The 21,542-nt window shown below is 54.3% G+C and carries 18 protein-coding genes and 1 tRNA gene; 5 read left to right on the plus strand and 14 right to left on the minus strand.

What is annotated here, in order from left to right; all coding sequences use genetic code 11:
* Positions 1–2: 2 nt before the first annotated feature.
* From F3J24_RS02820 to F3J24_RS02860, 9 genes are all read right to left on the minus strand, one after another.
* Entirely contained in the window at positions 3–713 is a 711-nt protein-coding gene (locus tag F3J24_RS02820) for a glycosyltransferase family 2 protein (protein WP_167002528.1), read from the minus strand.
* Positions 714–729: 16 nt separating this feature from the next.
* Positions 730–1,611, minus strand: a complete 882-nt coding sequence (locus F3J24_RS02825) for a glycosyltransferase family 2 protein (RefSeq protein ID WP_167002529.1) — start codon at positions 1,609–1,611, stop codon at positions 730–732.
* Entirely contained in the window at positions 1,612–3,675 is a 2,064-nt protein-coding gene (locus F3J24_RS02830; protein WP_167002531.1) for a glycosyltransferase, read from the minus strand.
* Positions 3,676–3,687: 12 nt separating this feature from the next.
* Positions 3,688–5,865 carry a hypothetical protein gene (locus F3J24_RS02835; protein WP_167002533.1) on the minus strand — a complete coding sequence of 726 codons (2,178 nt, stop codon included), beginning with the start codon at positions 5,863–5,865 and terminating at the stop codon, positions 3,688–3,690.
* A 66-nt stretch (positions 5,866–5,931) separates the two neighbouring features.
* Positions 5,932–7,719 (minus strand): chromosome partitioning protein ParA, encoded by a 1,788-nt coding sequence (locus F3J24_RS02840; protein WP_167002535.1) that lies wholly within the window; start codon positions 7,717–7,719, stop codon positions 5,932–5,934.
* Between the two features lie 23 nt (positions 7,720–7,742).
* Positions 7,743–9,518 (minus strand): SLBB domain-containing protein, encoded by a 1,776-nt coding sequence (locus tag F3J24_RS02845; RefSeq protein WP_205244578.1) that lies wholly within the window; start codon positions 9,516–9,518, stop codon positions 7,743–7,745.
* Between the two features lie 24 nt (positions 9,519–9,542).
* Positions 9,543–10,430 carry a chain-length determining protein gene (locus F3J24_RS02850; RefSeq protein ID WP_240154222.1) on the minus strand — a complete coding sequence of 296 codons (888 nt, stop codon included), beginning with the start codon at positions 10,428–10,430 and terminating at the stop codon, positions 9,543–9,545.
* 239 nt (positions 10,431–10,669) lie between these two features.
* Complete coding sequence (locus tag F3J24_RS02855; protein ID WP_167002539.1) at positions 10,670–11,341, minus strand: ABC transporter ATP-binding protein; 672 nt, start codon at positions 11,339–11,341, stop codon at positions 10,670–10,672.
* Positions 11,338–12,150 (minus strand): ABC transporter permease, encoded by an 813-nt coding sequence (locus F3J24_RS02860; RefSeq protein WP_205244579.1) that lies wholly within the window; start codon positions 12,148–12,150, stop codon positions 11,338–11,340. The genes F3J24_RS02855 and F3J24_RS02860 overlap by 4 nt, the downstream gene beginning before the upstream one ends.
* A gap of 526 nt (positions 12,151–12,676) precedes the next feature.
* Here F3J24_RS02860 and selD point away from each other — a divergent pair.
* A complete protein-coding gene (selD, locus tag F3J24_RS02865; protein ID WP_167002541.1) occupies positions 12,677–13,747 on the plus strand; it encodes a selenide, water dikinase SelD in 1,071 nt (356 codons plus the stop codon).
* Between the two features lie 119 nt (positions 13,748–13,866).
* Here selD and F3J24_RS02870 read toward each other — a convergent pair whose 3' ends face one another.
* The 5 genes from F3J24_RS02870 to F3J24_RS02890 form a co-directional block, all read right to left on the minus strand.
* Positions 13,867–14,343 carry an Lrp/AsnC family transcriptional regulator gene (locus tag F3J24_RS02870; RefSeq protein ID WP_167002543.1) on the minus strand — a complete coding sequence of 159 codons (477 nt, stop codon included), beginning with the start codon at positions 14,341–14,343 and terminating at the stop codon, positions 13,867–13,869.
* A 763-nt stretch (positions 14,344–15,106) separates the two neighbouring features.
* Positions 15,107–15,183: transfer RNA gene (locus tag F3J24_RS02875), tRNA-Gln, on the minus strand.
* 123 nt (positions 15,184–15,306) lie between these two features.
* Positions 15,307–15,627, minus strand: coding sequence for a heavy metal-binding domain-containing protein (locus F3J24_RS02880; RefSeq protein ID WP_167002545.1), 321 nt, complete (start codon positions 15,625–15,627; stop codon positions 15,307–15,309).
* Between the two features lie 268 nt (positions 15,628–15,895).
* A complete protein-coding gene (locus F3J24_RS02885) occupies positions 15,896–16,798 on the minus strand; it encodes a LysR family transcriptional regulator (protein ID WP_043003771.1) in 903 nt (300 codons plus the stop codon).
* A gap of 23 nt (positions 16,799–16,821) precedes the next feature.
* Positions 16,822–17,370 carry a MarR family winged helix-turn-helix transcriptional regulator gene (locus F3J24_RS02890; protein ID WP_167002547.1) on the minus strand — a complete coding sequence of 183 codons (549 nt, stop codon included), beginning with the start codon at positions 17,368–17,370 and terminating at the stop codon, positions 16,822–16,824.
* Between the two features lie 271 nt (positions 17,371–17,641).
* Here F3J24_RS02890 and F3J24_RS02895 point away from each other — a divergent pair, with 271 nt between their 5' ends.
* The 4 genes from F3J24_RS02895 (at position 17,642) to F3J24_RS02910 (ending at position 21,386) form a co-directional block, all read left to right on the plus strand.
* Positions 17,642–18,769 (plus strand): cupin domain-containing protein, encoded by a 1,128-nt coding sequence (locus tag F3J24_RS02895; protein ID WP_167002549.1) that lies wholly within the window; start codon positions 17,642–17,644, stop codon positions 18,767–18,769.
* Positions 18,770–18,910: 141 nt separating this feature from the next.
* The gene (locus tag F3J24_RS02900; protein ID WP_167002551.1) at positions 18,911–19,618 is read left to right on the plus strand and encodes a fumarylacetoacetate hydrolase family protein; all 708 of its coding nucleotides are present in this window, start codon (positions 18,911–18,913) and stop codon (positions 19,616–19,618) included.
* Positions 19,619–19,630: 12 nt separating this feature from the next.
* Entirely contained in the window at positions 19,631–20,275 is a 645-nt protein-coding gene (gene maiA, locus F3J24_RS02905) for a maleylacetoacetate isomerase (protein WP_167002553.1), read from the plus strand.
* Positions 20,276–20,357: 82 nt separating this feature from the next.
* Positions 20,358–21,386: a Bug family tripartite tricarboxylate transporter substrate binding protein gene (locus tag F3J24_RS02910; protein ID WP_370527707.1), complete on the plus strand. Its 1,029-nt coding sequence runs from the start codon at positions 20,358–20,360 to the stop codon at positions 21,384–21,386.
* Positions 21,387–21,542 lie beyond the last annotated feature (156 nt).

Below are 21,542 nucleotides of genomic sequence, written 5' to 3' on the forward strand. Positions count from 1 at the left end.
AATCACTCCTCTCTCAGAAGAATCTCGTATTCTTCAGGAGTGCCACAAAAATCAATCTGATCGGCATCAATAATATCATAGTTGATTTTCAACCCTTTTTTAATCATTTTATTATATAAAGGAGCAATATAAAACTCACCCTTATTTTTCTCACCCGCATTCAGTGCATCTTCGAAAATTCCGCAAAATTCAATATGACTCTTGAAATAATAAAGTCCATCACTGCACAAATCAGATATTCTCTCTTTCTCTGTGGTTCGCGTTACTGTAAAATCAGGTCCAGGCTCAACAAAAGACCAGTGATCGCCTTCACCGAGAAACACCTCCAGATAACCATCGCAATTTGACAGGAATCCAGGCTTTATATATCCATAGCGAATGGTATCTATATTAAAAATCGTCACAGGGAAGTCTTCATTGAATTCTTTCAATGCGAGATAGGCAGTCTCCGCCTGCCCCCTGGTGTCTCGATCTAATTTTATTATTTTATATTTTTTTACGCCAAGTTTTCTTACTAAATCTTCTACAAATGCAGCGGCAAAATCATCTGGACGCAGAACAAAAACAAATAACTCATCCTCAAAGTATTTTTCAAATGACCTAACCGCCCATTCAAAGATGGTAACACCCTTGTATTCCAAAGCATATTTAGGCAGAGAATAGCCTGCTTTTTTAAAGCGACTACTTAGTCCAGCCATTGTGATAAGAAACATAAATTACCCTCTAGAGCTAAAAGAAAGAAATTCTATCGGATACGATCTCATTTTCGTATTTTATAAGATACCTTGGATTTTCAATAATAGGATTAATAATTTTTGGAAGACTTATGTTGTGCTTTATCATGTTCTCCAACATTTTCTTTCGCACATAAGAAACTCCAGAGGATGAGTCATAGTTTTTCACTACAGACATCCACTCCCAAAAGTCAATCATTTCATTATTTGCAATCCATACTTGGTATTCAGACAAGAATCGTCTGTACAGAAGGTAACGATCATCCTTCACACCATAGAAGTGTAAGAAGTACATGTCATTTACATCTGGATTATTTAAATACATCATTCTTGGACTAGTGCCATCAGGCCTCCTAAGAATACCCACGTCTCCATATTTTTCGTTTACATCATATTTAATACAGCTTTTCTTACCAATGAAAGAGTCACCACTTAAGCCTAAATACTTCCTTGTTGAGTCATAGTGATAAATGTCACCACAAACATTCAAACTATAGAGAAGAAAAAAATCGCAGATATCTGACTTTTGCTTGACTATATCAATCAGGTTCGAAAATGCCGCACATTTTTGCGCAAGTTCATCATTACTATCGAAAGCACAAAAATCGCCATCCCACTTGATGGTCCATTCATTAGATGATTTACTTAAAGCAAAATTCCTAACTGCAGCCAACTGCATTCTCGACTGCAAGGGAAAAAACTTAACCTTTCTTTCATTATCATTTTTTGCGATGAAATTCTCAATTATTTCAGGAGTTTTATCATCGGATTTATTATCCACAACAACTATTTCATCGACATTTTTATATATAGATCCTAGAGAATAATATATAAAGTCTTCTTCATTAAAACAATTTACAATAGCACTAATTTTCATTTACACCCTCTTAAAGAGATACTTTCTAGATGCAACATCATCACCTTCGGCAGGAGAATAATTGTAACCAGCGTTCTGCTGTCTCCGTAATGAGCTATTCACCACCAGAAAGTGATTTATTTTTTGCTGATCTAACTTTTTAATCGAAGTATTTTCTCCATGTAGAACTCGATTATAACTAATTTTATTGACATGCTTGAATGGTCCGACCTCGCTGAGTTTTAGATACATATCATAGTCAACAGCATTTGTGATCGATTGATCAAATCCAGAAGTCAGATTCCAGACTCTTGCGGTAAACATCCGGAAGTGATGAGCAATCATGGCTGTTGTTAATTTTTCACGAGAAAATACCGGCCAGTTATACCCCTTGGCAATCAATGTTCCGTCAGGTTTTACATTACGATTTGTTGTATAAACGCAGGCCAAGCGTCGATCGGCAAAAAACTCTTTAAGACATATCTCCACCGCATCCGGCTCAAGATAATCATCAGAATCAAGCTGACCAATGTAATATCCACGTGCCATTTTCACCGCAGAATTAGATGCAGCGCCAATGCCCCCATTTTTCTTCGTGACATATCTTACTCTCGGATTAGAACCGTAATTCTTCTCCAATATCTCCAACGTGTTATCTGTCGACCCATCGTTGCAAATACAGACTTCCAGATCAACGATGGTCTGATTGAGTGCACTGTCCACGCATCGCACAATATGATCAGCACAGTTGTGTGCCGGAATATAGATAGAAACCAATGGTCGCTTATGAATGGAAGAACCATTTAACGGTGCAGGCTTTCTATAAAAATAAGGCACCTTTTCTTTCACTATATTAATAGTGATCTTTTTCCCCTCTGCCCGATCCGTTTCATTCTCTTTTCCAGGCGGTTCCTGATGATAGGCCATACCACCCCATACCGCTCTAAAGAAGCAGCCTTCCCTATACAAGCGGTAACCGAACTCATTGTCTTCTCCACCCCAATGAGTGAATTCCTCATCGAACCAACCGGCACGTTCAAGCCACTTCCTTGCAAATGCCACATTACCGCCACTGAAGAAGCGAAATGGGGTATCACATAGCCTCAGATCCTCCGTTGCACGGAAGTGCTCCAGTCGCCAGTCAACTGACATGTCAGCTTGTGTCTTACCAGCCACGCTGTTATTGGTCCTGACTTCCGGTAGACGCTCTATAAGCGACTTGTTGCCTCTGATGTCTTCCGCAGATAGATGACTCGTATCCACATATTTACGAGGCCCTATTAGAGCGACATCATCATTGTCAACCAGCAGACTCATATACGACTCGACCCATTTAATATTGGGAGCCATGTCGCAATCGAGAATTGCCACGAAATCGTATTTTCCAGTTCTCAGTCCTAAATTACGTACAGCACACAGTTGATAGCCGTAATCCTTCTGTCGGACATACTTGATATCTAGAAGTGATTCATACCTCCGAACAACCTCGCTGATATCCTCTTTGCTTCCATCGTCTGCAACGATTACCTCAAATGCATATTTCGTTTCCTGATTGACAAGACAAGCGAGCGTTATATCAAGAATATTCGTACGGTTAAACGTCGGAACAACAATGCTCAGACCCGCCGGATTATCTGCTGGGACAATTTCTTGATCTTTTTTTCTTGCACTACTCCAGAGAAAGTCGTTAGTGCTATCAGGCAGTTTTGCCAAAACCAGATCTTTTGGCCAGTCAGCCGGGATCGGATTAACAGTCTTTGTCTCGGCGTCTTCAGACTTACGGCTTGTCAGAGCTTGATATTTTTTCAGGCACTCCTGCTTTTCCGTTTCCGTCAAATCCAATTCACCCATGGAGGCGAGCATGAATTTTGTAGCGGGGTCAAGTTCAGTGGAAGTGGATGATTTGGCTCTTGGTTCCGCTTCTTTTTTTGAAGGGTAGCCTCCAGCAATATTCCTTTGACATAAAGCAATATTCACCTCAACCAGCGAATCTCCATAAATACCTGCAGCCTTCTTGAATAGTTCAAGAGCTTTTGGGTATTCCTTTTTCTGATAAAAACCTATTGCTTCACTAAGTATTTTCATAAAATTCAAAAATTAAATTATTTGACTAGAAATATGAATCCCTTTTTCACTAGGGATTGAAGATTCCTCTATTGCAATAGAGCGTTTTTTATAGAATTCCCGCCACAAATCTATCGTAGCTTTTTCCTCAGGCCTGCTTGCATCATCCAGCACGATATCGATCGATTGCTTGGCAAACGCATTAAATATAATAGGCACCGCTGGATACCGGGCATTTTTACATGTAGACCCTGGAGGACCATCAACCAATACCAGGATCTTTATTTTCTGAGACTTGTACTTCTCAGCCAAATCTTCCAAGACAGATTGGCAGTCATAATACAAATAATCCTGGCGTTCATCCTTCCAGTCAATTAAAGGTGCATGTATCAGATTGACATACCAATCGAGCTTTCTTGCCCGCAGCATTTTTTGAGTTTTTTCATGGTAGAGCTGGTTGTGCTCGAATGTCACAATCTCGGTCTTCAGTGTTTTTGGCACTGCCGATTTTTGCGTTTTTCCACTCATCGCTTCAGCCGCTTTTGCAAAAAGTGCCGTGGAAGTTCCACTTCCAAACTCAATGATGAGGTCGTAATTCTGTGACCTCATTTTTTCCAATAAGAAAACCCCAATATCCGGGCTTATAGGCCAACCGTGAAAATCCGAGAAAAAATCTCCGCTGGAAAAGAAGCTCTGGATATTCATAAATGATTCCAGCTGCTTGACTGAATTGGCCAAGCCTTTTCCTAACTCATTCTTGACTTTTGTTTCCGAGGCATTGACTACCCCTTGCAAGCCCTCTTTGGTTTCAGACAGATTGCTTTGAAGTAACTTCAAGAAAGCTTCTGTCTGAGCCTTGACACCGGCATCGATCTGGCCCGCCAGGACTTTGCCGATCCGCTCTCCAAGAGAGCTTTCCAGCTGCTGCTGAAATTCTTTGAACTGCTTCTCCTGAACTTCATTTTTTTGAAGTGCTGTCGAAACGACTTTCAGTTGCTCGATCTGCACCTGGCGCTCCTGCGCCAGCCTGGCTTGCTCGTCACGTGCCTTGCCGAGCTGCTCCAGCTGCTGCCCTCGTTCCTGTGACTGCTTTTCGGCAGCCGCCTTGGCCTGGGTCAGTTGCTCAGTCTGCACCAGACGCTCCTGCGCCAACTTGACTTGCTCGTCACGTGCCTTGGTGAGCTGCTCCAGTTGTTGCGCTCGCTCCTGCAACTGCTTTTCAGCTGCAGTCTTGGCCTGGGTCAGTTGCTCGGTCTGCACCAGACGCTCCTGCGACTGCTTTTCAACTGCAGCCTTGGCCTGGGTCAGCCGCTCAATCTGAGCCAAACGATCCTGCGCTAGCTTGGTCTGTTCATCACGCGCCTTGCCCAACTGCTCCAGTTGCTGAGCGCGCTCCTGCGATTGCTGCTCCACAACCAGCTTGGACTGCATCAATTGTTCTGTCTTTGCCCGAAACTCCACCAACAATTTCGCCTGCTCTTCGCTGTTGAGACGTAGCTCTTGGCTCTCGCTGTGATGCTTTTGCACCTGGGCATGCAAAGCCAACCTGACGTCGCGCACAAACAATGCATACCCGATGCCAGGATGACGAGTGGCTTCGACGGCTATCTGCAACATGCCATTTTGCTGAAGAAGTTCTGCCACTTCTTCAAGACTTGCGCCATCAGGCACTGCATGCCGCTCGCCCAGCAAGACTCTTGCAATGACTACATCCACCAGCTCCAGCTTGCAAGACGCGCGCAGCAGCTCCCCTGATGGCAGGCAGTCAATAATCACCCAATGTCGTTCATCCAATGGCAGCTCGGCGTCTCCACTTGGATCACCATACACCGTGTCCAGGGTAATGGCGCTCAGCTCTCTAATCTCTTCGGTTTGAAGATTCGGCCAAAGATTCAAGAGCGACTGGGGATCCAACAGGCCACTTTCCTGCTGGCTGCTGGTGACAAAAAAGGAAGCCGGACCTGGTTGTGCTCCAACCAAGGCATTGCGTATTTCGCAGTGTCGAGCATGTTCACCCAACGATTTCAATGTGCGCTGCAAGGTCGAATATTGCGTGGGCTCCGCCTCGATCAATGTCACTCTCGACTTGCCAGCTTGGTGTACAAGCCATTGGGCCCAGACGCCTTTGCCGTTGCCTGCCCCCACCAGGGCAATATGTCCAGAGGGCATCAGTACATTCAAATGCTCCAGCCAGTGGATGATGGTGTTCATTGGGCTACTCATAAAATTCTGCCATTTCAGCCACACTCAGTGGCTCCGATGTGTGCATGCAAAGCCTCAGTGCGACTGGCGATCTTTTCTGAATGCCTTCACTTCCGCATACAGGCTCCAAGGCAGAGAAATCCGGCCGCCCAGCGTTTTGGTATTGGTCAGAAAGCGCGCGCCCAAGCGGTAGGAAAGATGCCGCTTGATAACCTCTGCCTCGTACGCATCACGATATTGGGCAATCGGTGGCAGCTTCAGGTCTTTGCGTGCTGCCTGGTCCTGCCGGAAACGCTTGGTCTCGGCACTCAAGGCAAATGGCATGTTCAACCAGCCGCCCAAACTACGCGATTGCCTGATCATGGCGGCACCCAGCCGATAAGAGAGTTGCTGCTTCACACGATCCGCTGCGCCGTAAATCGCCGCGGGCTGCGGCTTCTGCGCGGCTTTGAGCTTGCTGTTTTCCAGGAAGTGGCGCTCCAACTCTTCCTGCACCTTGTGCAATTGGTTCAGCAGCAGCTCGTTTTCTTTTTTCAGATCATCGACGGTAGAACCTCTCGCAAATTGGCCTTGCAACTGTGTTTTGAGTCGTGCTTCGCTTTGCTGCAGTTGCACCGCTTTATCTTGCGCGACTTTCAATTCGGCCAAGGCCTTTTCCCGCGCAGCTTTCAGATCAGCCTTGACTTTGTTCAGCTCTGTCAAAGCCTTTTCCTGCTGCACGGCTTGGTGGTATCGACTTTCAAGCTCTTCCTGCACTTTGTGCAGTTGCTTCAACAACAGTTGATTTTCCTGCTCACTGGACTGCAGTTCCGTGCGCTTGGCAACCAGCTTGCGCTCTTGCTCCTGCGCATACTGCTCTGCTCTGGCACCCGCCTGATTCAACTGCTCGATCTGCCTCTCACGTTGCTGCACCTGCAGAGCCTGCCCATCCAGCTCTTTGTCCAGTTGCAACAGATGTTTTGCCTGGGCCTGCATGGCGCTTTGTTGAGCGACAAAGGCCGACCAAGCCTGATATCTGCGATTGGCCTGTGCGGTCGATGCGAGCATTTGCCTGCCTGCCTGACCCTGACTGCGTTGGGGCATCGATGCGGCAGCCTGCAACTGCTCATAAAGCTCGATAGCCTGCGGATAGTCCTCCAACAGTTGCTGCGCAAGCCATTGAGCCAATGCATTGCCATCCAGCGCTTGCTTTGGCTTGCCCACCGCGCCAGTTCTGATCTGAATTTTGTCGTTGCTCAATTCCTGATTCTGGCCTTCAACCTCTGACTGCACTGCTTCGCTGGGCAAGCAAAGCTGAGCGTCCACATGCAAGCTAAGTTGCTGCAAATAGCTCTGCGCCGATGTTTGCACCTGCTGTGCGTGAACAAGCAAACTGCGCTCAGGATGTCGCAGATGAAAATGCAGCAAGGCTGAGTTGTAGGCAATCCAGCCATTGATTCGGGCCTCCTGCTCTTGCGGGCTGGCATCAGCGTGCTCCAAGGCTTGGCGCGTGAATACGCTTTGCGGCTCGTCAAATACCAGGACGAACACCGTCTGCGGGTCTTGCGACTTCCAGTAATCCAGCAGATAGACCGCTTGTGCATCAGCCCAGCCCCACAAAGGCTGCTCCATATTCGCCAGCATCAAATCCAGCGCCAAGCCCTGCCAGACCGGTGCCACTTCGATCTGCGCAAGCTGGTCGGCAACGCATACCTGCTGCACCGGTACCGAGCCATGCACCTTGACCAGGGTTTCACTGATCTGCGCCGGCATGAACCCTTCACGTCTGGATGGATTGGCCTCGGCCATACCACTATCCAGAAGCAACTCCTCCACCCCATCAAAGCCTGACTGAGGGTGTCCCACCACAATAATTTTGTTCATAGCTCTTCAAAAAATCAGAAAAATCAAAGACCGAACACGACCTTCGCGCCAATCGCGATCTGGTACATGATCTGAGTGATGTCCTTCCAGAACTGGCGCTTTTTCTCATCCACCTTGGGCAACACCAGCACCTGGTCGCCGGCCTTCAGCCGGGTATTTTCAAAAAGCTTGCCGGTATCTACCTGCTCGAATGCCCCATCCCGGTGTGCAACAACGACGCGAGCCGCGTCCGCTGTCTGGGTAAAGCCGCCTGCACGATCGATATAGTCCTTGAGGCTCAAAGAGCCGTCGAATGCCACTGCATTGGGGAAGAGAACTTCACCACTGACCAGCACGAGGCCATCCTTTCGCGGGATGCGAATGACGTCGCCGTTTTCCAGCAACATGTTGTCGCGTTGCGCGGCCTGTGCAATCTGCACCTGACCAGTGGGTTCCACCTTCTTGGCACGCTCCACCCATTGCAGGGTCAGATCGGCCTCATCCTTGCGCAGCCGGGCCTCTTCGCTGCTGCCACTGCGAGCCGTGAGCAGTGCCGTTTCCAGGCTGCGCAAGCTGGTAGCCAGCATCTCCTTCTGGCGATCCTTGACGCTCTGGCGGAAGAGCTGAATGCTTTCAGGCTCGGCATCTGCCGAGGTCTGAATGCTCTGCATCAGAGCACCCAGGCGTGTGCCATAGGGCAGCACATACTCCTGCGAATTCATATGCTCGCCTTCGACACGCACAGTAATGGTGCCGGGCTTCTTGTCCGCCGTGAATTCCAGTTCGTCGCCGTTTTGCAGTACCAAGGCATTGGCTTCCTGCAACGGGTAGTACTCGGTGTTCTTCACGGTTCCGGTATTGCGTGCAATACGCACATGGGTGGCCTGGGCTTGTGGCTTGGCCAATTGCATCAACTGGGCGACGGTTTCAGAACCCTGAGCAAACTCGAAGCGCTTGGCGTTGTTTACAAGACCCGATACGCGGACCCGGTTGGCAATAGGGGGAACAAAAATCACATCTCCATCATTGAGCTGCAGCAGCGGTAGCTGGCCCTTGAGCAGAAAGTCGTAAAGGTTAAAAGTGGCTCGTACTGAACTGCCGCGCTTGACCTGAACGGTCAGAAAGCTGCCCCGCTCGGGGTCGATGCCGCCCGCCTGATCCAGGTAGTTGAGCAGGCTGTCCATGCTGGTGCCGTTGTACAGGCCAGGACGCATGACATTACCGCCCACAAAGATGCGCACCGGTTGCGCTGCCGCCAGGCTGGCATAGCTGTAGACATTGGCGCGGAACACACGGCGCACCGCAGCCTCTACCTGCTGCTGGAGATTTTTGTTGGCAATGCCCAGCACCTTGATAGGCCCGACCTGGGGCAGGAAGATATTGCCTTGCGGGTCGACAGCGGCCACGCTGTCAAAGGCAAAACCGCCCCACAGGCGTAGATGAATGCGGTCACCTACCGCGACCAGATAATCGGGGTTGAACTGGGTTGCCCCTGCACGTGCAAAGTTGCCGGTAAACAGGTTCGCCCCAAAGACATCGCTTTTGAGGTTGGCGGTGTAATCGGCCGTCTGGGGCGCTTGCGGCAACATAGGAGACTGCATGGGGACGACAGCACCGGAGCGGCTTGCCGAAGCATCGCTGGAAGTCCCACCAGAAGGAACCAGCCCTAGCGCCTGATTGATCTGGAAAGGGTCAATACTGGATGCCGATGTATCCTGGCCGGAACCAGCTTGTGAGATCTGGGCCTGAGCCGGAGCCAAACCGGTCAGCAGCACCGCAACTGCCGAGCCGATACAGGTACGCGCGATAAAACGTTGCATGATAAAACTCGAAAAATTCAAAAATCAGTCGCGGTGATCGCGCACGATGGATACCAGCAATTGCACCAGCCCAGCCAGCAGCAAGGCACCGAGGATAAAGGTGGCAATGTTGTAGAGGCGGCGGGGACGCAGAGGATATTCAGGCATCGATGGGCTTTGCAGCACCAGCACCTTTTTTAAAGTACGCGTTGCTTCCACCCTGCCTTTTTCAAGCGCAACCAAGGCGCTCTTGTAGGCATCCTGCTGAAACTGGGCCTCCAGCTCCAGGCGCTGGTACTCCTCAACGGTCTTGTTCAGCGACTGCCCTTTGGCGCTAGTCAAACGTGCTTTCTCTGTCTTGATCTGTTTTTCCACGGCCTGTATCTGCAGATCGACCTCCACGACAGCGGGCGCTGTAGGGGCCAGATAGCCAAGCAATGCAGTCTTGCGCGCGCTAAGTTCAGTCAACTGTTCATCCAGCTTGTTGACCACGCCGGCCAGGTTTTCGGCTGCGGACTGCGGTGAAATCAGGCCCTTGGCATTCTGGAAGGCCAGCACACGCTGGCGCGCGTTCAGCGCATGCTCACCGCGCTCCTTGACCTGCTTTTCCAGAAAATTCACCTGCTCCTGTGCCAGTTGATGGCCCAGCGAGTTCATATAGCGCTCGCCCTCATGAACCAGTGCGCTGGTGATCTTGCGGGCCATCTCTGCGTCATAGGCCTGGGCCTGGATGACCAGCACACCGGCGTATTCGTCATATTCCACACTGATACGCGATAGAAAGTGCCGGTGAAAAAACTCCAGAGAAGCATCATGGAAAAACATGCGCGAAAGAATGTCGTGATCGTGGCTGCTGTAGTGCTCGCGTAGATTCAACTCTTTATCCAGCTGCTGCAACATATCGACAGACAGCAACCGATCGCGCAGCAGCATCTGATCGGCTCGCGATATGCCATCCCCCCCAGCCAGCAAAGAGCTGAAATCCATTGCCTGCGAGGCCGCCATATCAGTGCGCTGTATCAGCACACGGGCTTCAGAAACATATCTATCAGAAGCAATAAATCCCCAATAGATAATCGCCAATATGGATACGCACAATGCAATGGCAAGAGCCTTCATCCGCCATATGGCTTGGCAATAGCCTTTGAGGCATTCTTTGTTAAAGAAATCGGTCATGTGGAAATACTATCTTTGTAATTCTTTAAAGCATCTTCGATGCTGTCAAACCAATGAGCCTGACCTTCATGCAGCCAGATACCGGCTTGACAAAACTCGCGTAAAGTGCCGTCACTATGCGACACCATAATAAGCCCGGAGCGATCCGCAATACGCTTGAATGCATCAGATGCTTTTTTCCTAAACGAAGCATCGCCAGCAGATGTTGCCTCATCCGATATATACACATCAAAGTCAAAAGCAAGGGAAAGCCCGAACTGCAGGCGTGATTTCATGCCTGCAGAATAAGTGCGAACGGGCTCATCAAAGGATGAGCCCAATTCGGAAAAATCTTGTATATAGGCAATCTTTTCAGCTATGGCATGCGACGAATCAAATCCATGCAGGCGCGCAACAAATTTAGCGTTCTGGCGACCGCTCAGGGAACCTTGCAGGCCGCCCCCATAGCCCATGGGCCAGGAGACGCGGCTTCGCCGCTCTACTGTCCCGCGTGTGGGCATGTCCACCCCGCCAATCAGGTTGAGCAAGGTTGATTTACCTGCGCCATTACGGCCGACCAGCCCAACACTAACTTTAGCTGGGATAGATAGATTAACTCCTTTGAGAATCCATCGCCCCGCACCGTGCGGCGTCTGGTAGCGCTTGTGTACGTCGGTGACAATAATCATTGCGCTCTCAAATTCCGTGCAAACCGAACCTGTAAAGCTAGGCCGAAGAAAATAGAAACTGCGGCAAACCAGAAAAGATAATTAAAATTAGCTTCTGGAGCCGCATGATAGACTGGAAAAAAACTGGACCTCAGCAATTCAAGTCCATGTGCAAACGGGTTATAAAAAGCCCACTCTCTATATTGAACTGGTATTGCCGACAGCGGAAATATAGCGCCCGACAGAAAATACAAAGGCCGAAACAGGAACATCATCAGATTACCAGCCTCGGGAACCAGATCACTTAGAACGGAAAGGACAAAACCAATCCCCAGCGCACAAAGAATCAACCCAATAAAGGCGAGCATAGCCTCCATGGGTGAATCTGGGATAACAGAGCGCCCCAAAAAGGCCAAAATACCAAGGAGCACAACCAGTATCAAAAGGCCCAATACTGCTTCAAGTCCCGCACGAACAATCACAGTATCAATAGGGCGAACCTGACGATAGGCAAACAAGGCCCTATTGGCATCGACCGCACCCATCGCCCGCTGGAAGACGTTCTGTACCGTGAAGTAGCCAGTCAGGCCCAGAACCAGCCAGACGGCCACATCGGCTCCAGCCACGGAGCGTGCACGCACAACGGTGTACAGCAGCAGCATGAAGCCTGCATGCAACACCGGCTCCAGCACGATGAGCACCCAGGCACCGCGCGTGGCACTCAGGCGCGCAACGGCTTCGCGCAGGAAAAGTGCGTTCCATACCGCAAAGGTAACGGAAAGTGAACTACGTGGTGCAGAGATCGCACCAGAAGACGGGGCTGAGTCCAAGATAAATCCTCGTTCTTTTGGACTCAAGACGCACTGAAATCCAATCGGTTGATTGTAAATGAAAACATAAGCAAAACCTTATTACAGGCAGTCACCACCTCCTACTTCACATTCAATTACATTGCAAGTACACTATTGAATTATTGATATCGATTTATTTTAACTATTAGATAAACTCAATCCAAGGAGAGATTGATTAGAAATTCTCAATCAAAAAAAAAACCTTATCACATCACTATTAAAATAACTCCCTATATTTCTCGATAAGCCCATTAAATAATAAAATTTCCGCAATTATTTAATTCTCTATCTATTAAATATTTCAAGAATATATGTAGCCCACCCAGATACACTGCTGCACTATCTTCATACCCCACCTAAACAGATCTCTAAGGAAATCGACAATAAGCCTGCAGATCCACGCCGCAGGCAGTCAATAATGAGAGCCTACCGTGCATTCAGAATGAGCTTCTGACCAAGCACAAACATGGCTACAACAACGGTACTGCTTGCCGTCTGGATTGATATGAACACCACTCAAGAAACCGCTTCCCCCACGACCCCGCGCCTGACCTCTCTGTCTCACGGCGGCGGCTGTGGCTGCAAGATTGCGCCCGGCGTGCTGTCGGAGTTGCTGGCCAAAAGCAATCTGCCCAAGCAGTTTTTCCCTGATCTGCTGGTAGGCACGGAAACCGCAGACGACGCGGCGGTCTACAGGATCAATGACGAGCAGGCCATTGTGGCGACGACGGACTTTTTCATGCCCATCGTCGACGACCCCTATGACTTTGGCCGAATTGCCGCCACCAACGCACTGTCCGACATCTACGCCATGGGCGGCACGCCGCTGATGGCGCTGGCCATTGTGGGCATGCCCATCAATGTTCTGCCCCACGATGTCATCGCCAAGATTCTGGAAGGTGGCGAATCGGTCTGCCGCGATGCTGGCATTCCGCTGGCGGGCGGCCACTCGATTGATTCGGTCGAACCCATCTACGGCCTGGTCGGCATCGGCATCGTCAACCCCAAGCAGATGAAGCGCAATGCCGATGCCAAGGATGGCGATGTGCTGATTCTGGGCAAGCCACTGGGCGTGGGCATTCTTTCGGCGGCGCTTAAGAAGAATCTGCTCGACGACGCGGGCTACCGAGCCATGGTGGATGCCACCACCAAGCTCAACCGCCCCGGTACCGAACTTGCCAAGCTTGACGGCGTGCATGCGCTCACCGATGTCACGGGCTTTGGCCTGCTGGGCCACGGCCTGGAACTGGCCCGAGGTGCCCAGCTCAGCGCGCGCATTGATAGCGCCAAGCTGCCTGTGCTCCCAGGTGTTCGAGCGCTTGCAGAACAAGGCATTTTCACGGGCGCTTCTGGACGCAACTGGGCATCCTACGGCGACCACATTCAGCTGGCGTCGTCCGTGACAGACGCACAAAAAGCACTGCTGACCGATCCTCAAACTTCGGGTGGCCTGCTGGTTTCCTGTACTGCAGAGACCGTGCCGCAAGTCCTCAAAGTCTTTGCCGACAGCGGGTTTGCCGATGCCGCAGTGATTGGACGCATGGAAGCAGGTGCACCCAAGGTCCTTGTTGACTGAGCACGACCGGAAGCTGGAAAAGTGGGACGAAGGGGCAAGAGCCCCTTGCTCCCAGCTTCCCGCTGAATGCAAAACGCCCGGCACAGACCGGGCGTTTTGCATGAAGGCGCCTGATGAAATCAGGACGCTGAAGTTTCGCCGACAACCTCGGCCGTGGTGCGGCGGTCGATCTTGCGGCTCAGCACCACCGAGGTATAGGTCTGCTGAATGCCGTCGATCAGGCCGATGCGGTCAAGCAGCGCATCCAGTTTTTCATTGCTCTCGCAGCGCACAAACACCATGTAGTCGTACTGTCCGCTGACGGCAGACACCTCTTCCACCTCGGTGAAGCGGTTGAGTGCCTGCATCACCGAAGTGGCAGTCTTGGGCTGGACACGGATGCCGCAGTAGGCGCGCACGGCAGACTGTTCCATACGCGAGCCAAGGCGAACACCATACCCGGCGATCACGCCTTCCTGCTCCAGCTTGGCGATGCGAGCGACCACCGTGGTGCGTGCCAGATTCATCTGCCGGGCCAAGTGCGCGGTCGAGGCGCGCGCATTGGTCTGCAGCAGGCGCAGCAGCTGGCGGTCCGTTTCATCCAGTCGATATTCCATACCTTGTCTATCCAAATCTTGCCGTGCTCTTACGCAAACGCTGTGCCAGATATCTATCCCCGAGAACTCTCAGCCAGCAACTGCAGTCATTCATTTGCCAGCGGCTTGTATTCCTGTTTGCTATCGGCCAAACGCCTGGCGCGAGCACCAGTTGCGCCCAACTGCCAGTGATTGTGTCAGCTAACCCAGTTTGCTAGCGAGCTGTCTTTTCAGATAGCAAATCTGTATACATTTGTTTCACCCAGGCAGGATATTCAACCTATCTGCACTTGCCTGTGCTTGTGGCCAGGGCAAGAGCGCGCTGCGATACCTTCGGCCGGAATCCTGCCAAAGTCAGGCTTTGGCAGCGAGCATTTCAGCTCGTTCACAAAGGCCCGGGAACGCTCATTGAATAACAGCGACACAAAAGAGCGAAGAGTCTACCGGCTGTTTTCCCGCGCCCATTCAAACCACCGACGATACGGCGAAATCGCTCGGTAAGTTTGGCTGGTTTGGCACAAATATCTGCAAATGGTAAGTACTTACCCTAGGCAATTCGTTGAACCTACGCGTCGTTTCTCTCATGCCCGACCCCGCCAGACAACATGGCTGTCCTGAATCATTGCCGCCCTGTACCCGGCAGTGCGGCCGACCATCAGAAGACGCACCAGCATGCCCAAGGCAGGCGCCAGAAAGCTCGGGGCTCGCTACCAACGCACGCTACGCATCGCCTGGTCCGGAAACAAAAAACCCCGCTCATGGTGATGAGCAGGGTTTTGAATTTTGGCAGGGGAAGAAGGATTCGAACCTTCGCATGCTGGAATCAAAATCCAGTGCCTTAACCAGCTTGGCGACTCCCCTACGATGGAACGAATTCTACAACGAGTTTTCGCTACAAATTTCGAAGTAGTCCAAAAATGTGCAATTGCACATGGAATAGGTTTGCAGCCGTCCTTGAATCAAGCCAGCTCGGGCGCGGACCGCCTATTCCACCACGACAGCCGTGCCGCTGGCCGAGACCATGAGCATGCCGTTGCCCTGGCCCAGCACCTCGAAATCAAGGTCCACGCCGACCACCGCATTGGCTCCTGCCTCGGTAGCACGCTGCTCCAGTTCCTTGAGGGCAATTTCGCGCGCTCTCTGCAGTTCACGCTCGTAGGTGCCCGAACGCCCACCCACGATGTCGCGGATGCCGGCAAAGAAGTCCTTGAACACGTTGGCGCCCAGAATGGCCTCGCCCGCGACCACGCCGCAATAACGGGTGATGCGCTTGCCTTCGATGGAGGGAGTGGTTGTGACAATCATGTTGAACCTTCAAAAAACAGCACACCGGAAGAGACACCCGGACGTACTGCCCAGCATGGCTCCACGCTCCGCATGCTGCGATAAAGGCAGAACCGGTGCAATCCGCCAGGCCCAGTATATGTATGCGGACCGTGCATCATGGGTGGCCATAATTCAGGCCTGCAAAGCGCCAATGCAGCAATGCCGAACTGCATCCATCTCGCGTGGAGATTCAGCAACCAATACCCCTCAGCCGCAATACCATCAAGCGAAAGCCGCTATCAAATATTCACGAGTCCGGCAGCAGCAGCTTCTGCATGCCTTGCACGGCGTCGCGCAGAAAGCTCCAAGTCGTGGCTATGCGTGGAATCTGGCGCGACTCCACGGGCATGCTCATCCAGAAGGTGCGCGTAAAACATGCCTGCTCTGGCAGTACACGGCTCAGTATCGGGTCCTTGTCGGCCACGAATGCGGGCAGCACGGCCAGACCGGCGCCGGCACGCACGGCTTCGTATTGCGCGGTGATGCTGGTGCTGCGCAGCGCAAAACGTTCGGGCCGGTGCAAGGTATCCAGCAGTTGCAACTCGCGCGTGAACAGCAGATCGTCCACATAGTGAACAAAGCTGTGGTGGCGCAGATCCTCGGTTCTGGCCACCAATGGCTTGCGCGCCAGATATTCACGCTGACCGTACAGATACAGCCGGTAGTCGGTCAGCTTGGTCACCACGACCGAGCCGCGCTTGGGCCGCTCCAGCGAGATGACGATGTCAGCCTCGCGGCTGGACAGATGCAGCATGCGCGGCAGTGCCAGCAGATCGACGCTGAGCAGCGGATAGCGCAGCGTGAGCCTAGCAAGTTCGGAGGCCAGCATCTGCGTGCCAAAGCCTTCGGTGGCCCCCACCCGCACCAGCCCGGCCGGCCCTTCGGCGGTCGCGGCATGCGCCAGCGGGCCTCGCTCCAGGCCGTCCACCGCGCTTTGCATGGTGTTGGTCACTTCCTGCAACTGGCGCCCGGCCTCGGTCAGGCGCCACTGCCCGCCTTCGCGCGCAAACAGCACGGCACCGAGCTGCTTTTCCAGCGCCTGGATGCGCCGCGACACCGTGGTGTGCTCGACTCCCATGCGCCGCGCAGCCGCAGCCATGCTGCCGCTGCGGGCCAGTTCGCCAAAAAAACGCAGATGGTCCCAGTCCAATGTCTTTCCTTGCCGTCCGTGGTTCAGTCGTTAACGCTGTCCTGCGCCTTGCCCGCGAGGCCCTTGACCGCCTTGACAGCCGCACTGCGCTTGCGCTCGGCACTGCGCTGGGCCACCGCACTCGGGGCGCGCGCGAACTCGTCGTTCTCGTGAATCAGCAGCGACAGCATTTCCATGAACTGTGCCCGTTTGTCGTCAGGTAGAGGCTCCAGCATGCGGCGCTGGGCGCGCAGCACCGAAGGCTCGGCAGCGACCAGCAGATCGCCCCCCTCTTCGGTCAGGCTCAGCAAACGCACGCGTCGGTCGGCAGGGCTCGCGTTGCGCGCCATCAGGCCGCGTGCTTCCAGGCGATCGATCACGCTGCCTATGGTGGAGGTGTCGAAGCCGATATTGCGTGCCAGCGTGCGCTGGTCAATACCCGGCTGACGCAGCACGGCCGACAGGGCGGCGTACTGCACGGGCGTCACGCCGAACTCCTCGGTTTCTTCCATAAACACGGCCACCGCGATCTGCTGCAGCCTGCGGATGTGATAGCCGGGATAGTTTTCTAGTTCTGCGGGTTGGTATTGCATGTCTTGAGGCCGGCGCCGGGCCCGCCCTGCCGCGCGGCAGTTGAAGGGCCATGACTGAAAGACCCCGATATTCGCACGACTGCCGCCCCGATTCGCGCTAAGCCCGCCACCGGGTTTCACCCAATCAGCGCTGATACAGATCAACATTATGCTAATCATCAGTGTGCTGTTTATTTGATTCGCAGCCTTTCCTAGCCCAACTCAAGGCCGTCAGAACCAGAAGCAAGGCAGCAACGCACTGCCCGGCAGATACCAAAGAAAGAGACAAAACATGAGCCTTGCGCAAGCCCAGCCTTCACCGGTCAAGCTCACGGCCAGCAACACTCCCGGCCAACCCGAACCCACCGCTGCGCTGGAGCAGCTGTACCGAGGGTTCGAGCAGGAAATGCTGGTGCCGCTGTGGACGGAAATCGGCGGCCTTATGCCCGCCCACCCCAAGAGCCAGGCCGCCGCGCATTTATGGCGCTGGGACAATCTGCTCAAGCTGGCAGATGAAGCCGGCCGTATCGTCCCCGTGGGCCGGGGCGGCGAACGCCGCGCGATTGCGCTGGCGAATCCAGCGCTGGGCGGCCGCCCGTTTGCCACGCCCACGCTGTGGGCTGCCATCCAGTACCTGATGCCCGGCGAAGATGCGCCCGAGCACCGTCACACCCAGCATGCCTTCCGCTTTGTGGTCGAAGGTGAAGGCGTGTGGACCGTGGTCAACGGCGACTCGATCCGTATGTCGCGTGGCGACTTTCTGCCCCAGGGCGGCTGGAACTGGCACGCCCACCACAATGCGGCCAGCCAGCCCGTGGCCTGGATAGACGGGCTGGATATTCCGTATGCCTACTACACCGAATCCCAGTTCTTCGAGCATGGCCGCCTGCATCTGGAGCCGCACGAACGCGTCACGCCGGAGTTCTCGCGCTCCGAGCGCCTCTGGGCTCACCCCGGGCTGCGCCCTGTAGCTCACCTGCAGGACAGCCCGAGCACGCCTTTGCTGGCCTATCGCTGGGTGGATACCGACCGCGCGCTGACCGAACAACTGGCGCTCGAAGCCGAAAGCTACCCAGCCACGGTCAGCCCTGGCCATGCAGCCGTGCGCTACACCAACCCCTGCAATGGCCGCGATGTGCTGCCCACCATACGCTGCGAAATGCACCGCGTGATCCGCGGCGCCAGCACCCGTGCCAAGCGCGAAGTGGGCTCTGCCGTCTTCCAGGTCTTTGATGGCCAGGGGACGGTGACCGTGGGCGAGCGCCAATGGCAGGTGCGGCGTGGCGACATGTTCGTCGTGCCTTCCTGGCAGTTGTTCAGCGCGCAATGCGATGCCGATCAGCCGCAGCTGGACCTGTTCCGCTTTGCCGATACGCCGATTTTTGAGGCCGTCCATGCATACAGGGTGGAGACCCCCTGAGCCGCTTCGCGTCTTCCCCTTCAAGGGGACGACAACCTTTGCTGCGGGGCTGCGGGGCCGCCCAGGCCCTTGCTGGCTGCCTCGCACATAGAGCGCATCTTTTTCAAGCACCTAGTCACCAATACCCATCAGGAATCACACATGACCCAAGCCAACTATCTCTGGGCACCGTCCCCTGTGCAATCCCTGCCCGTGCGGGGCAGCGAGCAGCGCCTGCCCGTCAACCGCCTGTTCTTCGTGGGCCGCAACTATCACGCCCATGCGGTGGAGATGGGCCGCCCCGTGGACAAAAGCGTCGAGCGTCCCTTCTATTTCACCAAGGCCCCGCAGACGCTGACCGAATCGGGTGCCTGCGTGACCTATCCCCCCGAAACCACCAACTACCACTTCGAGATGGAGCTGGTCGTAGCCATCGGCAAACCGGGCTTTCGCATTCCTGCCGACCAAGCCCATGAACACATCTACGGCTATGCCTGCGGCCTCGACATGACGCGCCGCGATCTGCAACTGGTGGCACGCGACAAGGGCCGCCCCTGGGATCTGGGCAAGGATGTAGAGCAGTCCTCCGTCGCCAGCGAAATCGTGCCAATGCCCGGCAAGGTGATCGAGTCTGGCCTGATCGAGCTGAGCGTCAACGGTCAGGTCAAACAGCAGTCCGATGTGAACAAGCTGATCTGGAATATCCGCGAAATCATTGCCGACCTGTCCCTGTTCTATCACCTGCAACCCGGCGACCTGATCTACACGGGTACGCCCGAGGGCGTGGGGGCGGTAGTGCCCGGCGACCAGATCACAGGCCGCGTGGAAGGCGTGGGTGAGATTGCCCTGAGCGTAGGCCAGCCCGAGTAAGGCGCGCAGACCATGAAGCTCTACAGTTTCTTTCGCAGCGGCACCTCGCACCGTCTACGCATCGCCCTCAAGCTCAAGGGCCTCACGCCCGACTACCTCCCTGTCGATCTGCGCGTGGACGAGCAGACCGAAGCGCCATTCAAGCGCATCAACCCGCAAGGCCTGGTGCCGGCACTGACGCTGGACAGCGGAGAGACGCTGATCCAGTCGCCCGCCATCATCGAATGGCTGGAAGAGCGTTACCCCACGCCCGCGCTGCTGCCTGCCGACCCCGAAGCCCGCGCCCATGTGCGCGCCCTGGCGGCCATCGTGGGCTGTGATGTGCACCCCATCAACAACCGCCGCATCCTGCAGACCCTGCGCCAGCAGTTCGGTGCCGACGAGGCCGCCATCAACGCCTGGTGCGCCACCTGGATCACGGCCGGCTTTGACGCCATCGAGGCCTTGCTGGCACAGGACGGCACACGCGGGCACTTCTGCTTTGGCCATGCACCGAGCCTTGCCGATATCTATCTGATTCCGCAGGTCGAGAGCGCACGCCGCTTTGGTGTGGATCTCGCTCGCTGGCCGCTGATCAGCGCCGTCGATGCGGCATGCAGCGCCCTGCCCGCCTTTGCCCAGGCAGCACCTCTGGCTCAGCCCGACGCTCCGCAATAGACCTTCCCCCTCACAGCCGCGCCCAGACGCGGCTGCCCAGCAACGCTTTGCAGTCCCTAAAAACACCCACCGGAGACAAACTGTGAAACACGAGCAAAACAAGCCAAATATCCAATCCACACACACGCAAGTAGCTATCAAAACCATAGCTTCTGCGGCCGCTCTGCTGGCCGCAGCCGGCCAGGCGCTGGCCCAGGGTGATGCGTCCGGCTACCCCAACCGCCCCGTGACCGTGGTCACGGCCTTTGCCGTGGGCAGCGGCCCCGATGCCGTGCTGCGCATCGTCGGCGAAAAGCTGGCCCAGCGCTGGAGGCAGGGCGTGACCGTGGACAACCGCCCCGGCGGCGGCGGATTTGTCGCCATCGAGTACGCGCGCCGCGCCAAGCCCGACGGCTATACCCTGCTGCAACTGGACAGCGAACATATCTCGGCCCTGCCCTATCTCTACAAGAACAAGAACTTCAACACGCTGAGCCACTTCGATCCCGTGGCCCCGCTGTTCCTGACTCCTTTCTTTGTGGCCGTACCCACGAACTCGCCCTGGAAGAACATGGGCGATCTGATCAAGTCCGCCAAGGCCGAACCCGGCAAGATCAGCTACGGCTCCTGGGGCGTGGGCAGCCCCGGCCATCTGGGCGGCGAATGGCTGGACTATCTGACCGGCAGCAAGATGACCCATGTGCCTTACCGCGAGGTCAGCCAGCTGTTCACCTCGGTCGCCAATGGCGACCCGACCTGGAGCTTTGCCAGCCTGCCTTCCAGCCAGGGCATCTACAAAAGCGGCAAGATCCGCTATCTGGCCGTGGCCGCACCCAAGCGCATCGCGCAAATGCCGGACGTGCCCACGGTCGCCGAAGCCGGCGGCCCTGCCGAGCTGGATGTGAACTCCTTTGTCTCCCTGCTCAGCCCCAAGGGCGTGGACGCCGCAGTGCGTGACAAGATCCGCAGCGATGTAGTGGCCGTGCTGCAGGACCCGCAGGTCAGGGAGAAGTTCTCCACCTTCGCCTTCCAGCCCATGAGCTTCACCGTGCCCGAGATGCAGCAATTCGCCAAAAAGAAGTCCGAGCAATACAAGCTGCTCATTGAAAAAGCCCAGATCAGCCTGGATTGAGAGCCGGCTGCGGCCATCCTGAAAGCGCGGCCCGGACACATCCCCAGCCCTTAAAAGCCCCGTCAGCATTGGCTGCACGGGGCTTTTTGCCTGCCTCAACGACACAGGGAAACCGGTGCCGCGCAGGGCCTACAGGGCTCATGCCCGTTGCAGCTC

The organism is Comamonas sp. Tr-654 (assembly GCF_011752915.1).
Lineage (GTDB): Bacteria > Pseudomonadota > Gammaproteobacteria > Burkholderiales > Burkholderiaceae_C > Comamonas.

Excerpts from the sequence above, each read along its gene's own strand:
- F3J24_RS02835 (WP_167002533.1), bottom strand. The coding sequence starts at position 5,865 with ATGAACACCATCATCCACTGGCTGGAGCATTTGAATGTACTGATGCCC.
- maiA (WP_167002553.1), top strand. The coding sequence starts at position 19,631 with ATGAAGCTCTACAGTTTCTTTCGCAGCGGCACCTCGCACCGTCTACGC.
- F3J24_RS02890 (WP_167002547.1), bottom strand. The coding sequence starts at position 17,370 with ATGCAATACCAACCCGCAGAACTAGAAAACTATCCCGGCTATCACATC.
- F3J24_RS02825 (WP_167002529.1), bottom strand. The coding sequence starts at position 1,611 with ATGAAAATTAGTGCTATTGTAAATTGTTTTAATGAAGAAGACTTTATA.
- F3J24_RS02820 (WP_167002528.1), bottom strand. The coding sequence starts at position 713 with ATGTTTCTTATCACAATGGCTGGACTAAGTAGTCGCTTTAAAAAAGCA.
- F3J24_RS02855 (WP_167002539.1), bottom strand. The coding sequence starts at position 11,341 with ATGATTATTGTCACCGACGTACACAAGCGCTACCAGACGCCGCACGGT.
- selD (WP_167002541.1), top strand. The coding sequence starts at position 12,677 with ATGAACACCACTCAAGAAACCGCTTCCCCCACGACCCCGCGCCTGACC.
- F3J24_RS02830 (WP_167002531.1), bottom strand. The coding sequence starts at position 3,675 with ATGAAAATACTTAGTGAAGCAATAGGTTTTTATCAGAAAAAGGAATAC.
- F3J24_RS02870 (WP_167002543.1), bottom strand. The coding sequence starts at position 14,343 with ATGGAATATCGACTGGATGAAACGGACCGCCAGCTGCTGCGCCTGCTG.
- F3J24_RS02850 (WP_240154222.1), bottom strand. The coding sequence starts at position 10,430 with ATGCTGCTGCGCGATCGGTTGCTGTCTGTCGATATGTTGCAGCAGCTG.
- F3J24_RS02840 (WP_167002535.1), bottom strand. The coding sequence starts at position 7,719 with ATGAACAAAATTATTGTGGTGGGACACCCTCAGTCAGGCTTTGATGGG.
- F3J24_RS02880 (WP_167002545.1), bottom strand. The coding sequence starts at position 15,627 with ATGATTGTCACAACCACTCCCTCCATCGAAGGCAAGCGCATCACCCGT.
- F3J24_RS02845 (WP_205244578.1), bottom strand. The coding sequence starts at position 9,518 with ATGCAACGTTTTATCGCGCGTACCTGTATCGGCTCGGCAGTTGCGGTG.
- F3J24_RS02900 (WP_167002551.1), top strand. The coding sequence starts at position 18,911 with ATGACCCAAGCCAACTATCTCTGGGCACCGTCCCCTGTGCAATCCCTG.
- F3J24_RS02895 (WP_167002549.1), top strand. The coding sequence starts at position 17,642 with ATGAGCCTTGCGCAAGCCCAGCCTTCACCGGTCAAGCTCACGGCCAGC.